This window comes from Pseudanabaena mucicola FACHB-723 (assembly GCF_014696385.1).
Lineage (GTDB): Bacteria > Cyanobacteriota > Cyanobacteriia > Pseudanabaenales > Pseudanabaenaceae > Pseudanabaena.
Map to the genome: position 1 here is coordinate 101,113 of NZ_JACJQB010000007.1, position 14,960 is coordinate 116,072.

A 14,960-nucleotide genomic window follows, 5' to 3' on the forward strand; every position below is an offset into this window, starting at 1 on the left:
ATAGCTTGTGATGCTCGCAAAGCAGGAAGTAAAAGCTACTTAGTTTTTGAGAGCAGCCTCCATATTGCGATGCCGCTTAGCCAAGATAGGATTGCGGCTAGAGCCACAAATATCAAGCCACCAAATATTTCTAGAGGTTCGATCACCCTTAAGACCCAGACATGACTGAGATAAGTAATAAAACTGGCACTAGCGAACACTTTGATGTGTGGGTGTATCGTTTGTTTGATTTGTTGAAACAAAAACAAGTGGGAAAGATGCTGGGGTTGGCAATACCGCCAAGAGATTGACCAGAGTAAAAATATGAGAGTCATTAAAACTACGCTAGGGCGGGTGTAATGACCAACGGATTCGGCAGAGTTTTTTAAAATGGCTGTCCAATAAAATTCGCTGAGTTCTAGACTGGCAGTAAACGCAAATAAATATGCCCATGTCTGCGATCGCAATTTCATGACGAACTGCTCAGTCCATCCTTGATCTGTGGCTAACCAAATGCCAAGCTGAAAGTATGGCAGCCAATAAATTAAATGGTTGCCGTCAGGTAACAAGTTGCCGATATTAGCAAAGATACCGAAGGTTGCCGATATCCATCGATAGGTGAAGAGATTAAAGGTAATTAGGATTAAAAGAACTAGTTTGAAAAGGGAAAATCGAATATGTCGTAATAATGGATAGAAAATATAGCATTGGAAGATAATACCTAAAAAGTAGAGATGATAATCTCCCATACCCGTGGCGATCGCTTGCCAAATCTGATCTAAACGACCTTGCCAATCAGCAGAGATAAACTGGGAGCGTCCAATCAGGTTGAGTAAGGTAAATAGCACATAGGGAGGAACAATGCGCCATAGGCGACGTTGCCAAAACATCTGGAGTTGAAATGGTCGTTTTTCCTCAGATTTTGCGATCGCAAAGCCAGACAAAATCACAAAAATAGGGACAGTGAAGCGCCCAACTTGATTGATTAAAGTATCAACAAATATTTCAGGATTGAGGCTAGTAGTATCCTTTACGCCAAACCACCAATCATGGGAGGCATGAATAGCAATCACAATTGTGGTGGCGATTACCCTAAGCAGATCGGAAAGTTCCCAAGTCATAGGGTGCTGCGTAATGCTCTATTACTGAAGTTCATTGGTTTCGCAGCGAGATATATGCGGAATTTTCAAGTTTCCCTGCTCGATACTTTGTAAAACTAAGTCTATGCCTTCTTTGCCATTGGTTTGGATGATTTGCAAAATATGCAGACTATCCTCTAGTAAGCTTTCCACATTCACCGATTGATAGTCTGGCAAATAGGCAGGCAATCGACTTGTTCCTTCTCCCAATAAAATTGTCGCTCCATGCCAGTTTTGACTATTTAAATGATAAAGTCCCACCGCAATTTGCAAAATCCCCTGATAAAAAGCGCGATCGCATTGCCAAGCATCATTCCAAATTGCCTCTAGGGTATCGTGACAAGCATAATAATCACCACTATTAAACTGGACGATTGCTTGTTCAAATTCTGGGCTAGACATGGGCGAGGATATTAGCGATTGCTTGTTTCTGCTCTTCATCGTAACCCCATTTCTCTAGAAAAGAGGTATATTCGCCAGCATTAGAAATTGCGGCATTACGCATTTGGATGGCAATTTCACGAACTTGGGGGAGATCAACTTTGGCAATGAGCGATCCAGTTCTCTGGGCAACTCGATCGGAAGATTGAGCTTGTTGATCGTTGCCTGCACGACGATGAAAGATTGCCATTGCCGTAGACATCGCTAAATTTTTGACTAATAGTTCTGCGATCGCAGTTGGTGAAGATTGCAGAGCTTTAATAACCGCATCACTGGGGTGATCAGCGAGTTGCCAATCCCCTGTGAGAAAGCAAACAAAAAATCCCCTAGCTCCGTTAGAGGTTTCGATCAGTGTTGATATTTCTGATTGAAGTTGTGCATCGTCTAGATTTGGGTTTGAGAGCAAGCTATCGGTGTAGGCAATTGCCTCTTCAAAGGTCATATTGGTCATGGGCTACTAGTCACGGAGCTAAGTAATGTGATCTAAACAGTGATTGGGTAAAAAGGCTGTCCAGCCATTATCTAATTTGACCCGACAGCTTACACTAATTACCTGCTCAACAACGCCTGTATGGTTAGCATATTGCTGACGATTGGCATTGACGCAGACGCGATCGCCCACCTTAAAGGATTTGCTAGCACTTTTAGATTCTGTACCTTTTTTCTCAGACAAGTTAGGGATAGCAGCTTTTTTCAGGGTTGGTGCAGAGTGAAAGGTTAAAGATGCGGCTTGCTGTCCATTGACTTGATAGTTATAGCCACGACCTTGAATCAATTGGAGACTGCCAATATTAACGTTAGATAAATATTGCACAAAGTTATCAACGGATATTTCCATTGTTTCCGCCAAATCTTCAAACATGACAGGATAACTCCAATAGTTTTCGCCAACCTGTAGATCAGCTAGCTCCTTCCATGCTTCAAATAGCTTTTGTCCAAATTGTGTTGCCAAATCACCGATCCGATCGCTAGCAGCTTTGGCGACAGAATTGTTTGTACTACTAGATGTGAGTTTTTCCAATGTGGTGAGCAAGTTTTTGGCAACGCGATCACTGGCTGTCGTTCTTACTCGAAGGTATTCGAGAATCTGCTCAAATAAAGATTCACTAATATTCACAGTCATAGGACTACCCGCACTAATCGCCTCTAAAAACATCTCAAAAAACTAATTTTTTAGTAGTGCCAGAGTAATAAAGTAATGTGCTAAGCGCATTACTTTATTATTTCTTTCTCTTTGGACTACCTAATTTTTTACACTGTGAGTATGCAAAAAACTAGTCTTGGGCTACTTTTTTGCACACTTTTAGCTAATCAATAAGTTAACACCTATTGGGTTATGACCTTGAGGTTGTAATTTTTTGACACCAAATTTGTCACCAAAATAATTGCGAGGCTTCGCCACTTGGGACATTCAGGCTAAACACCTAACCCTGCCTCCCAGTGTTTGGGTAATGGCTCGCTGCAAAGTTGATGAATTTCGGTAATGCGCTCAAATAGCCAAGGGTAATTATGGCGATAGAAGGGGAGCAAACCAAGGGGCGCAAGCAGCGCAGCAGCAGTTAAATCAGCAACACTAAAACGCTCCCCCACAAGATAGCCATCTTGCCAAAATTCTCCTAGCATTGCGATCGCATCCGCAATTTTTTGCTCTGCAACTTTAGTAGATGTCGCATTAATGCCATATTGCGATCGCACAATTGCAATGACAAGCTGACTCATTAAAGAAGGATCTATGTTCTTGCCTGCATTGGCGCGAAACTGATAATAAACAAACCTTGTGGCTGTACCAATGGACTCATCAAAATAATCTTCTAAACGTAATGCTTCCTTTTGAGAAATGGGATCATCAAGATAAAGAGGTGGATCTGGTTTATAGGCTTCGAGAAAGCGAATAATTTCTGTGGAGTCGGCAACGACAGCAGGACAGTTTTTTTGTTGAGGCAGCAATACAGGCACAGTAGTGATACCCGCTAGCTTTTTAATCTTGAAAATATGCAGACCAGGCGTAAGATTTTCAACTTGATAGGGGATTTTCTTATAGCCAAGTGCTAGTCTCGCTTTGCGGCAATAGTGAGAGGTACTGAATTGGAGTAAAAGCATGAACCTTACTTAAAGTATCAAATCATATGTTATAGTCTCGACTAAATTTTTGATGATCTATGGTGCTGTCGCCTATGCAAGCCAATCCAGCCTTTAAACCTGTCAATGTTCCTTCTGGTGCTCAGGCTCCTAAATCTGGTTATCAAGCATCTGTGCCTGTGACCGTATATAGAGAACTAGCGGCAGAGTTGCAGTCTACCCAAGCAAAGTTGTCTTTCTTTCAATTGCAAAATGAGCAATTAACTAGACAAAATCAAATGCTTTTACAAGAGTTTGAGGCGATCGCCCAGTCAACAGATCGAATTCAAGCAATCCTTACTCAATCAAATTTACCCGATGCCAAACTATCGGAAGTATTGAATAACATTCGTAGCGCTTCTCCGAATCACGCTGCACCCGCTAAAGCTAATCCGCAAACTAATCCCAATCCCCAAACCCAAGGACATCCCTCTGCTGCGCCCAAGGGAAACCCCACGGAAAAGCCAGCACCACAAGTTAGTCCGCGCAAAGCCAATGTGTTGCAAACAACTAATGCTATTCAAGATGCGATCTCGCGAGCAAGACAACTAGCGACTGACGCATCTCCACAAGCACCAGTTAATCAAGCACCAGTTAATAATGAGCCTAGTGGTGGTGAGCCACTATATTACGACAGCTCCTATGCAGCTTTTGATGCCCCTGCACCAATGCCAATAACACCAACCAAGGCAAAAATGCCCACCAAATTACAGATGCGTGAAGAAATTTCTTCGCGTCCATTACGTACTGATTCAGAAGAGTCTCCCGAATCAACTGGGCTGAGTGGTTGGGTTTTGACCCTGACGATCGCAGCAATTATTCTGACTTCTTTTGGGGCAGGATATCTACTGATGCGCCCATTTGTGAAGTAAATTAGGGGTATCGCTAAGGCAAGATGAATCTAGTTCTTGGCGATGTCCGCGTAAAATTAAGTCATGAATAGACGAGAGCTTTTGTTTTTTGGTGGTGCGGCGGCGGTCGCCTCAATTGGGGGATGCCAATGGCTAAATGTATTTGATCAACGCGATCGTCTCAGGATTACAGGTTTACTAGGGGCAGTTCCCAGTAAGGTAATCAATCAATTTGAAGCGAAGTCTCCACAGAAAGTTGAATTTAAAGCTGAAAATTCACCATCAAAACTTTGGCAAGAACTCCAAAATTCTCCTAATATGGCGAAAGACATTGCTCCTCACCTCGTTAGCATTGGTGATGCTTGGTTAGATCAAGCAATTGCTCAGTCTTTAATTCAGCCGATCTCACCAGAGCTGCTAGCCAAGATGCCCCATTGGCAAAACCTCTCACCATTTTGGCAACAGGGTGTCACCCGCAACAATCAAGTATGGGCAGTCCCCTATCGCTGGGGTGCAACCGCGATCGCATATCGCCAAGATAAACTCAAATTTGCCATCACCCAGTGGTCAGATCTCTGGCGACCTGAGCTACAAAAAAAACTATCACTGCCTGATGATGCAAGAGAAGTAATTGGATTGGTTTTAAAAAAATTAGGACAATCGTATCAACCTGAAACCCTAGCGAATATTCCTAACCTGAAGCAAGAGTTAAAAAGTCTCAACTCACAGGTTTTAACCTATTCTTCCGATAACTATTTGCAATCTATGCTGGGGGATGACACCTTAGCTGCCGTGGGCTGGACAAATGATATGTTTAGAGCCAAAAAGCAAAACCCTAACTTGCAAGTAGTAATTCCGCAAGATGGTACAGCCCTATGGAGTGATCTGTGGGTGATTCCCAAGGCAGCAAGTAGTGAAATTGCGATCGCATGGATAGATTTTTGTTTAGCCCCTGACATTGCCGCACAAATCACAGCTTTAAGTGACGCAGTTAGTACCAGTGATTTGACGCAAGTTCCCAATAGCGTTAAGTCTGACCCAATTAAGTTTTTTGCACCTGACATTTTTACAAAAAGTGAGTTGATTTTACCGCTATCGCCATCGGTGCTAGATCAGTATCAGGATTTATGGACAAAAATGCGATCGGGTAGTTTGTAGAGGTAAGAACCAGAGGTACAGCCGACCCAAAAGCTAGGAATTAAGATGATCATACTCACTACATTTACGCCATGTAAAATCACCATTTAGAGCCTGTGTCAAACATTCAGAGACAATAAAAGGGGCATTGCGCCAATTAATATCGTCTCTCTGCAAAATCCAATTCATCTTTGCCACAGCTTCTTCCACCTCTGCTTCAAAACGAGCGAGGGGTAATGGGACTCTGCCTGCATTGGGCGACTGGATACAAATTGCGATCGCTTGGGTCAAAGTCTCCACAACCTGCTTGCCATATACCTCTCTGGCTCTCAGACGCAAAGCTTTAAATCCTTTTTCCGTTGTCGCATACATGGGGGGTAATCTGTTCAACACATAGGCGACCACTTCACCCAAATCAATTTTGTCGGACATGGTGGGGTGTAATTTTTGCACTTGATAGTAGGCAAGAGACAAGACCAATTTTTCGAGTACATTACTAAATTGATACTTGGCATCCACCATATAGGTCTCTAACTCTTTGGTTTTCTGCTTATCTTTCGCCCAATTTAAAGCAGTTTTAGGAGCGCGAGATTTCCAAGAAATTTCTAGAGGCTTATGATGAAACGCATATTCCTCTTCCTTCTCTTTTTCAGAGGGATCATGTTTGTTCATGACTGCATAGGTATTATTTACCGCAATCTTGAGTTTAACGGTCATTAATGAGGATTCTAACGCCATGGGCATATCAGTCCAAGAGGCATTCTCTGCACCTAAAATTGACTGTAAAGCCGCTAAGGATCTCGCATGATTAGCGACCTCTTGCTGCGGTAATGGATTAGTATCTCTGAGGCGATCAACTTTGACATTGGTTAAAGCGCGACGGACTGTAGATTCTATTTGCGATCGCATGTCGGAAACTGCTTTTTTATGTTGAATCATCCACCCTGATTCCGAGGTAGCATACATGGCTGGCAAACGATTGAGGGCATAGGCAGCAACTTCACTTAAGCTAATCTGTTCACGTCGGTATGGTGGTAAATGAGAAATTTGGAGATCAATCTCTTTAACAACCAGTGACTCTAAAATATTTTTACAACTTTGCATATTACCTACTCCCAAAAGTCATAATTATTTCTGTTTTTTGGGCTTATCTATGCGATAAAGCCAAACCATCAAAGCTACCGCGCCGATTTGTAAAGATAGATTTCCTAAGTTTGTCGTTAGGCTACCATTGCCTGCAATTAGTTTGGCAAAAAACACTACCGCGCCAATAAATCCAGACCCCGCTAAAGCTGCATAAATAAATATGCGTAAACCTCGATAGGGGGCTTTTGCTTCACGCCGCAATCGCTCGTATTGTGTAGAGTTATCAAGGTTATTTTGTTTAGACATAATGCAATTTTAGAGGAATGATCAAGTTCTTAAATTAAGAATTTTCATTAAATTAAAGCCCATTAATACTTTAATTAGTGCATAGACATTGTTGCAAGTGCCACTTCACCACACTTGAGACAATGTCTATGAGTTTTTATTAATTAGGCTTTCTTCTTATTCATCGCGGTGCGATCACAAAGCCAAATTGTATTACCTGTGATTAATCTCGAAGGGTATTGATTAACATCGCCACTAGGGGCAAGCACCGCCTTTAAAGCTTTTGCTTTAGCAATACCTTCAATCATAAAGATGATTTCTTTGGCTTTGTTGATTAAAGGTACGGTCATGGTGATGCGCGGCTGTCCATCTTTTTCACCTACGGTGACAAGACGATCATTCACTTTGAGGGCAGGTGTATGCGGAAATAGGGATGCGGTATGTCCATCATCTCCCATTCCCAATAAAACTAGATCAAACTGCGGAAATATACCTGTTTCAATTTCAAAGAAATCTTGAATATGCTGTTCATACTGTAAAGCCGCAGCGCTGGGATCATTGGCATTGGTGGGGATACCATGAATATTGGCGGCAGGTATGGTTATATGATCGAGCCACGCATTGCGAGTCATACCTTCATTACTTTGGGGATCGGTAACTGGTACATAGCGCTCATCCCCCCAAAAGACATGCACCTTTGACCAGTCCCAATCTTTATTTTTGAGGAGTTCATACAAAACGCGGGGTGTACTGCCACCTGCGGCCACAATCGTAAATCGATCGGATTTTGCGATCGCATCGTTGTAGGCAAGTTGGCAAAGTAATAATGCTCTGGAGGCAATTTCCGCACGGTCATTCCAAATTTCTACTTGTCTAGCCATAAAAATACCTCTAGGATTTTAAAAGCGAAAAGGCGGATTGCCCTTTTTCGGGTTGATATAGCAAAAAATTTTGCTTAGGACATAAAACCAGAAGACAGGTGGCGGCGCTCCTCGCCGCCACCCGATTATTGGATTTTGATTTGTACTAACTCTCGCTTTGCTGTATAACTATTTGTTAAAATTGCTGGGGGAACAACAAATCTTAACCATAGTCATTTAGGTCATAGCTGAGAGGTTTATATACCTTGTTCTAAGCAATTCCCTCTATCTTAAAGACACTGATCAAGATTGGATCAATCTTACGGAGGGTGTGTTTTATTTCATTTTGTGTGATTTTTGACAGTACCAGTGTAGAGATGTACTAATCTATAAAATGTTAGGAAAACCTTAAGGTTGAGGTAAATATATATGTCACCTGCTATCATTAGACTTTTCTGGGACTCAGTTAATCAAGCCCAACCCAACTTGCTGTTAAACCTTGATGATGATGGGTTGATGAGCTGGTTGATTGATCAAGTGCAACAGCGCTCCTCCCTCGACTCTCATCAACAGAACGATCTCAATAATTACATTAGTAATCGTCTGCCTCTGATCCGTGAAATGGCATACCAAAGCTAGTGAAATTAATTAGATATTTGGCTTAGATATCGGGTTGGGGACAAATATATAGTGTTAGGATAATTGCCTGAGTGAGCCTTGTAATCGCTGATTTCATTGCTCCTAAAAACTCTTTATAGTCATTTCTGGCGATTATTTTTAGCATATGGCATCAGCAAGGGTTATCGATTTATTGCGTAGTGGTCAGGTTAATGACTCCTATACTGTCCGTGGTTGGGTGCGGACAAAGCGAGAAGGCAAAGATATTGCGTTTTTAGAACTCAACGACGGTTCATCTTTACAGGGGCTACAGATCGTTTTACCACAAACGATAGATACCTATGAATTGCTAGTTAAACAAATTACAACAGGCACATCCATTGAGGTGTCTGGAACTCTAGTCGAATCGATGGGTAAAGGGCAACGGGTGGAAATGCAGGCAACTGCGATCGCAATTTTTGGTACAGCCGATCCTGAAACCTATCCCCTCCAGAAAAAACGTCATTCGATTGAATTTTTACGAACAATTGCTCATCTACGCCCGCGCACAAATATGTTTGGCGCGGTTTTTCGAGTGCGGAATGCTTGTGCCTATGCAATTCATCAGTTCTTTCAAGAGCGCGGCTTTTTGTGGGTACATACGCCCATTGTGACGGCGAGTGACTGCGAAGGGGCAGGCGAAATGTTTGGCGTAACCACCTTTGACCTTAACAAGCTGGCGACCGCAGGTAAGCCCGTAGACTTTGCTAATGATTTTTTTGGTAAACCTGCCTTTCTGACCGTTAGTGGTCAACTGGAAGCAGAGATTATGGCAACCGCTTTTTCTAATGTCTACACCTTTGGTCCAACATTTCGTGCTGAGAACTCTAATACTTCGCGTCACCTTGCCGAATTTTGGATGATTGAACCAGAGATGGCTTTTTGTGATCTCGAAGGAGATGCCGATCTTGCCGAAGATTTCCTAAAATATATCTTTAATTATGTATTAAAAACCTGTCCCGAAGATATGGAATTTTTCCAAGAACGGGTTAATCCGTTGGTGATGACCAATGCTCGCAAAATTATCGATCAGAAATTTGAGCGTATTACCTATACAGATGCGATCGCAATTTTGGAAAAGTGTAGTAAAACCTTCGAATTTCCTGTGCAGTGGGGCCTAGATCTGCAATCGGAACATGAACGCTTTTTAGCGGAAGAACATTTCCAAAAGCCCGTAATTGTGATGGACTATCCCCTCGATATTAAGGCATTTTATATGCGGGTAAATGATGATGCCGCTCGCGATCGCCAAACTGTGCGGGCGATGGATATTCTTGCTCCCGGAGTCGGTGAAATTATTGGCGGATCTCAGCGTGAAGAGCGTCTAGATGTATTAGAAGCACGCATTCGCAGTGTGGGGCTAAATCCTGAAGACTATTGGTGGTATCTCGATTTACGTCGTTATGGCACAGTTCCCCATGCTGGCTTTGGTTTGGGTTTTGAGCGCCTTGTCCAGTTCATTACAGGGATGACGAATATTCGTGATGTCATTCCTTTCCCGCGTTTCCCCCAAAGTGCTGAGTTTTAGCTTTAAGGGTTTAAGCTCCGTGGGCTAGCTCACCCATGATATAAGTTGCCTCAATCGCTCGATCATCGCCCATGATCATGGTGGCAAAGAGTTGGTCAGATATTTCTGCTAAGTTTTTTGCCGCTTCTCGATGCGGCAATCTATTTCTGAGTTCCATAATTGGAGTCCCATAGGGATTGAGGACAACAAAATCAGCTTCTTTGCCAATTTCAAAATTTCCCAATTTATCATCCAGACATAGCGCCTGTGCGCCGCCCAGCGTTGCCAAAAATAGTGCTTGAAAGGCAGATAACTTTTGCGATCGCAACTGGGCAACTTGATAAGCGGCACTGGCAGTCTGCAACATCGAAAAACTTGTGCCTGCACCCACATCTGTTCCCAAGCCAACTTTGACAGGTGTGGCGACAGATTTTGCTTGTTCTAGCTTAAAAAGACCACTTCCCAAAAACAAATTGGAGGTCGGACAAAATGCGATCGCCGCTTTTGCCTGTGATAATCTGGCGAATTCTCGATCGCTCAGTTGCACACCATGGGCAAAGATAGAGCGTTCCCCCACTAAACCTGCACGATCATAAACATCAAGATAGCCGTTACTTTCAGGAAATAGCTCCGCCACCGTTGCTACTTCCTGCACATTTTCGGAGAGATGGGTATGCAAATAAACATCAGGAAATTCGGCTAACAGCTTCCCTGCATTACTTAACTGCTCTGGGGTTGAGGTAATTGCAAATCGAGGGGTAACGGCATAGAGTAAGCGATCGCACTTGTGCCATTTTTCAATTAATTGCTTAGTTTCTCGATAGGAAGTCTCAGCAGTATCGGTCAGGAACTCGGGAGCATGGCGATCCATCATCACTTTTCCCGCAATCATTCGCAAATTACGACGCTGAGCTTCTTCAAAAAAAGCCTCCGTCGATTGTGGAAATACTGCCGTAAATACTAGAGCCGTAGTAGTGCCATTTCGCAATAACTGATCAAGAAATAGCGCTGCAATTTCTTTGGCATAGTGGTAATCGGCAAATTTGCCTTCGGTGGGAAAGGTGTAATTACTGAGCCATGACAGCAATTGCTCACCATAGGCAGCGATCATTTCCGTTTGGGGAAAATGAATATGCGTATCGATAAATCCCGACACAATTATGCGATCGCAATATTCTGTAATCGGAATATCAACATATTTTGTTTGTAAATCAGCATAATTACCAAAATCCTTAACCTTGCCATTCTCAACTACCAGTAAGCCATCAGCAAAATAACGTATACAGTCTTTTTCAGGCGCGAAAAAAGGATCTGCGATCGCATCTAGAAAACTAGCTCGAACCCCTCTCACCGATGGATCTGCCATAGTGTTATCTCATTTCAAGTTAATGGGTAATAATCATCAATAATCATAATTAGTGGGCAAAAACATCCGCGTAGCCCAGCAAATCTAAGTAAACCAATGTCGGAATGTGAGCAAAACATGCCTTGGCAAGATCGTACCGATTTTCACGAATTAACATCTCAATTAACTTGCGATGGACTGACAGTAAATAGCGCACATCATTAGCGGCATATTGTAACTGCTCTGCGGAAAGATCATGCACACTGCCCCAGTCCGATGACTGAGAGGTTTTGTCCAGATCTACCTTTTCCAATTCACGCACTAATTCTTTTAAGCCATGCTTATCTGTGTAGGTTCTGGCAAGTTTGCTGGCGATTTTCGTACAAAAAATGGGATGAGTAGCAATACTCAAATGTGCTTCTAGCGTTGCTACATCAAATCTGGCAAAGTGAAAAACCTTAGTGACATTAGGAGACTCAAATAACAATTTCAGGTGAGGAGCATCCTTGCTCCCCCTCGAGATCCGCACGATGCTAACTAACTCAGCATCATTACAGATTTGAATTAAACATAGGCGATCACGGCGAGGGATGAGTCCCATCGTTTCCGTATCAATTGCGATCGCTTCGCAAGCAAGATATTCTTGAAGTGTCTCGAAGTCGATATCGTTGTCAAAAATCTTAAAAGCTGGCATCTTAATGTGAGGATTAAATTTCTAGGTTAGCTCCAGCACTAGTTATACAGCTTTTATGTAGTTTGTTTATGACCTATTTTAAAATAAATTACTGAAAGTGATCGAGATCAGCTTATCCATTCATAGAGCCTATATAATACCGTTAGCAATTGATAATTGTTGATCTTGTCACTGCTTAGGAAATTATTGATATGTCATATTTCTACAATCATCAATATAACTATCAAGCTAAGCTATCTAAAGAAGATTTCAAAGAGTCAACTGAGAAAATTATTGATAAAGCACAGAAAAATATTTATCGATTCTTCTCAGAAATTATTAGAACTCATCAAGCTGAAGAAATATTAAATCAATTTGAAAGGCTATTTATTAACTATGTTGTTATTGATGATGACACCGTCTATTCGTCTTTAGGAGAAATAATCCTTTACGACAAGGAAGAAGAATTTAAATACACACTCATCCGTTGTTGTTATATTCTCAATAATAATTGGTCAATTCGTGGCAATGTCAATGCTTGCCAAAAGTTAGTCAATCTATTTTTATCAAACTCCATCGGTGTAGCAACCCAGATTCACAAGTTAAAGAAACTCAGAATTTGGCTGCAAAGATTTGTAAATTCAGAAGAATATCAAAATTTGCGATCCCTATCGGTAGGGACAACGGTTGTCAGACAAGATCATCATACTTGGATTGAGCGCTTTTCTTCCTATCTTCTCATCTCAGAATGTGCTGACTCCAGCAAACCTTTAGAATATCGACAACAGGCAGAATTATTATCAATTAGACTTAAAAAACAATTTAAATTTGAACTGGCAATGTATACAGCCAAAATTGGCTCCAAAGTAGGAGCTAATTCGCAAAATCAGAAAAATCCGACCAGTTTAGGAGATGGCGTATTACTTTTAATCAAACAAGTCCTGAATAAACAGGGAAATCAAAGCTTCCGTAAGCTTGCTCAGGCTTTTTACAAAGAGATTTGCCACGTAACTTTTGGGGAATTCAAGGAAAGATTATTATTATATTTAGGTATATCCCCAGACAATTTAGACATACCTGAAGTTGTCAGAATATCAGTCTCTCAACGTTTGCAAGTGTTTCATGCCCATCAAGATCATGAGCTGATGACTTTAACTTTGTTACATATAACATGCAATCGCATTTTTCAATATTTGTTATTGAATAAGCATCGTCAACCTTCTGGATTATTGCGATTAGCAATAGAATCTAATCATCTTCTTACTCTGGCGATATTATTACTAAAGGTCGTATTAATATTTCCTAATATTCGTTTTTATTTAGAAAACTACATTGCCGAACTAATTAGGTTTTATAGTAACTACAATGAAATCGAATGTCGAAGTTTTATTAATTTTCTAGATATTTTAAATGTTACATTAGCAATTTTTGATGAAGATACTGACTATAATCTCGTAAAAATGAATAATGATAGTGATGCTGAGCTAACAGATCTTAATTCAGATAACTATCGAGTCTTTTCACAATCAAAGAAAGAAATTAATATAGGAATTAATTTGGTCAATCAAACAACTGTAATAGAAGACCAAAGTCAGGCTAGTTAAATATGTTAATTAGAGATCATTTTGCTGTGTCAATCCATTCCAGAACTCGATTCCATGCCCACCAACGATCGCGATCGCCATATTGATATTGACATTTTTTGCTACTGACATAGCCAACATGACCGCCATACTTAGTAACCATTAATCGAATAGCAGGATTTTCTGTGGCGATTTTCTCTAGCTCAGGTACAAGCACAGGGTCAAACATCGGATCATCGGCAGCATACAAAATTAAAGTTGGCTTGTGCAGATTGGGCATAAAGTATAAAGGACAACTCGCATCGTAATATTCCTCCACAGAGTCAAATCCTAACTGGGCGATCGTTAGTTCATTATCAAAGCCCCAAATACTATTAGCGCGTTCCACTGCCTCGCGATCAATTGCATCAGGGTGCATTTTTGCCATCGCCCTTGCTAATTTTTTTAACTCCCTTGCGATCGCCTTTTCCAGAAACCTGCCCAATTCATCTTTGACTAAATAGGTAAGTGAACGGTTAGAATCCACACTAGGACAAATGACAGCGCATCCCCCAATATCGTCTGATGTGATCTCCAAATCACTGCCCCAATCCGCAATACTTTCTCCTGCCTTAATTCCCCATAGCGCTAATTGTCCACCAAGGGAATAGCCCGTCAGCCAGAATGGAGCAGGGCAACCTAATTGCTTGGCAGTATTAGCAATCCGAATAAAGTCTTCCCCTTCAAATAATCCGTCTGATGTCAATGTTGGTGACAACTCAGCAGTTTTACCATGGGCTCGCCAATCAAATAATGCGATCGCATATTCTTTGTCATAAGCTTTTCGACCCAAAATTTTTAAAAACCATTGATTGTCTAGATCTCCCGTAATGCCATAAGTACCAACAATCGTTCCCTTAGCATTTTCGGGAATCGCATATTTACCAAATATCGGCACTCCATTCGCACCCGTAAAAATATGCTCTTGGTAGATAGGTTCTGATTCTAAAGTCAAACTCTCCCACTTTCTGCTTACTCTTAGAGCCGTGTATAGGGTCATCATTAGCCCATTTGTAAGATGCCAAGGGGGATTGTAAATCATAATGACAATTTAGTTACATTTCTTTACTCCTCACTATATAACAATCTCCAATGATTCCTACAAACATAACGCTACTCAGGCATAGCCCTTTGTACTGAAATCAATTTGAGATAATTTTTTGAAAGCGTAGCAAATTTACTTAGTACATCATGTTTTAAAAATTGAAGTCCCCATTCTTATGTTATTGCTAAAGCAAACAAAAAGTTACACATTTATAC

16 protein-coding genes are annotated in these 14,960 nt (G+C 41.4%); 5 read left to right on the plus strand and 11 right to left on the minus strand.

The window, feature by feature from the left end; translation table 11 throughout:
• Window positions 1–35: 35 nt before the first annotated feature.
• The 5 genes from H6F41_RS05950 to H6F41_RS05970 form a co-directional block, all read right to left on the minus strand.
• Window positions 36–1,100: an acyltransferase gene (locus H6F41_RS05950; RefSeq protein WP_190402553.1), complete on the minus strand. Its 1,065-nt coding sequence runs from the start codon at window positions 1,098–1,100 to the stop codon at window positions 36–38.
• Between the two features lie 21 nt (window positions 1,101–1,121).
• Window positions 1,122–1,520, minus strand: a complete 399-nt coding sequence (locus H6F41_RS05955) for a DUF309 domain-containing protein (protein WP_190402554.1) — start codon at window positions 1,518–1,520, stop codon at window positions 1,122–1,124.
• A complete protein-coding gene (locus tag H6F41_RS05960; RefSeq protein ID WP_242022939.1) occupies window positions 1,513–2,010 on the minus strand; it encodes a hypothetical protein in 498 nt (165 codons plus the stop codon). The genes H6F41_RS05955 and H6F41_RS05960 overlap by 8 nt, the downstream gene beginning before the upstream one ends.
• A gap of 18 nt (window positions 2,011–2,028) precedes the next feature.
• Window positions 2,029–2,682: a hypothetical protein gene (locus H6F41_RS05965; protein WP_190402555.1), complete on the minus strand. Its 654-nt coding sequence runs from the start codon at window positions 2,680–2,682 to the stop codon at window positions 2,029–2,031.
• Window positions 2,683–2,975: 293 nt separating this feature from the next.
• Entirely contained in the window at window positions 2,976–3,659 is a 684-nt protein-coding gene (locus tag H6F41_RS05970; RefSeq protein WP_190402556.1) for a glutathione S-transferase family protein, read from the minus strand.
• Window positions 3,660–3,733: 74 nt separating this feature from the next.
• Between H6F41_RS05970 and H6F41_RS05975 the strand changes: the two genes are divergently transcribed.
• Both H6F41_RS05975 and H6F41_RS05980 read left to right on the plus strand, forming a co-directional pair.
• A complete protein-coding gene (locus tag H6F41_RS05975; protein WP_190402557.1) occupies window positions 3,734–4,549 on the plus strand; it encodes a flagellar biosynthesis protein FlhF in 816 nt (271 codons plus the stop codon).
• A gap of 63 nt (window positions 4,550–4,612) precedes the next feature.
• On the plus strand, window positions 4,613–5,686 hold the full coding sequence (locus H6F41_RS05980) for an ABC transporter substrate-binding protein (RefSeq protein ID WP_190402558.1): 1,074 nt from the start codon (window positions 4,613–4,615) through the stop codon (window positions 5,684–5,686).
• A gap of 33 nt (window positions 5,687–5,719) precedes the next feature.
• Here the strand turns inward: H6F41_RS05980 and H6F41_RS05985 are convergent, their stop codons facing one another.
• The 3 genes from H6F41_RS05985 to pgl all read right to left on the minus strand — a co-directional run bounded on the left by H6F41_RS05985 (window position 5,720) and on the right by pgl (window position 7,917).
• Window positions 5,720–6,769: a late competence development ComFB family protein gene (locus H6F41_RS05985; RefSeq protein ID WP_190402559.1), complete on the minus strand. Its 1,050-nt coding sequence runs from the start codon at window positions 6,767–6,769 to the stop codon at window positions 5,720–5,722.
• A 24-nt stretch (window positions 6,770–6,793) separates the two neighbouring features.
• A complete protein-coding gene (locus H6F41_RS05990; RefSeq protein WP_190402560.1) occupies window positions 6,794–7,057 on the minus strand; it encodes a DUF3493 domain-containing protein in 264 nt (87 codons plus the stop codon).
• 143 nt (window positions 7,058–7,200) lie between these two features.
• Window positions 7,201–7,917 (minus strand): 6-phosphogluconolactonase, encoded by a 717-nt coding sequence (pgl, locus tag H6F41_RS05995; RefSeq protein WP_190402561.1) that lies wholly within the window; start codon window positions 7,915–7,917, stop codon window positions 7,201–7,203.
• Window positions 7,918–8,325: 408 nt separating this feature from the next.
• Here pgl and H6F41_RS06000 point away from each other — a divergent pair, with 408 nt between their 5' ends.
• Together H6F41_RS06000 and asnS are read left to right on the plus strand one after the other, a co-directional pair.
• The gene (locus H6F41_RS06000) at window positions 8,326–8,535 is read left to right on the plus strand and encodes a hypothetical protein (protein ID WP_190402562.1); all 210 of its coding nucleotides are present in this window, start codon (window positions 8,326–8,328) and stop codon (window positions 8,533–8,535) included.
• 145 nt (window positions 8,536–8,680) lie between these two features.
• Window positions 8,681–10,081: an asparagine--tRNA ligase gene (gene asnS / locus H6F41_RS06005; RefSeq protein WP_190402563.1), complete on the plus strand. Its 1,401-nt coding sequence runs from the start codon at window positions 8,681–8,683 to the stop codon at window positions 10,079–10,081.
• Window positions 10,082–10,091: 10 nt separating this feature from the next.
• On the opposite strand, the gene guaD is transcribed toward asnS, so the two are convergent.
• Together guaD and H6F41_RS06015 are read right to left on the minus strand one after the other, a co-directional pair.
• Window positions 10,092–11,426, minus strand: a complete 1,335-nt coding sequence (gene guaD / locus H6F41_RS06010) for a guanine deaminase (protein WP_190402564.1) — start codon at window positions 11,424–11,426, stop codon at window positions 10,092–10,094.
• A 49-nt stretch (window positions 11,427–11,475) separates the two neighbouring features.
• On the minus strand, window positions 11,476–12,105 hold the full coding sequence (locus H6F41_RS06015) for a ribonuclease D (protein ID WP_190402592.1): 630 nt from the start codon (window positions 12,103–12,105) through the stop codon (window positions 11,476–11,478).
• Between the two features lie 185 nt (window positions 12,106–12,290).
• On the opposite strand from H6F41_RS06015, the gene H6F41_RS06020 reads away from it, so the two are divergent.
• The gene (locus H6F41_RS06020; RefSeq protein WP_190402565.1) at window positions 12,291–13,682 is read left to right on the plus strand and encodes a hypothetical protein; all 1,392 of its coding nucleotides are present in this window, start codon (window positions 12,291–12,293) and stop codon (window positions 13,680–13,682) included.
• Between the two features lie 16 nt (window positions 13,683–13,698).
• Here H6F41_RS06020 and H6F41_RS06025 read toward each other — a convergent pair whose 3' ends face one another.
• Complete coding sequence (locus tag H6F41_RS06025; RefSeq protein ID WP_190402566.1) at window positions 13,699–14,742, minus strand: YheT family hydrolase; 1,044 nt, start codon at window positions 14,740–14,742, stop codon at window positions 13,699–13,701.
• Between the last annotated feature and the right edge of the window lie 218 nt (window positions 14,743–14,960).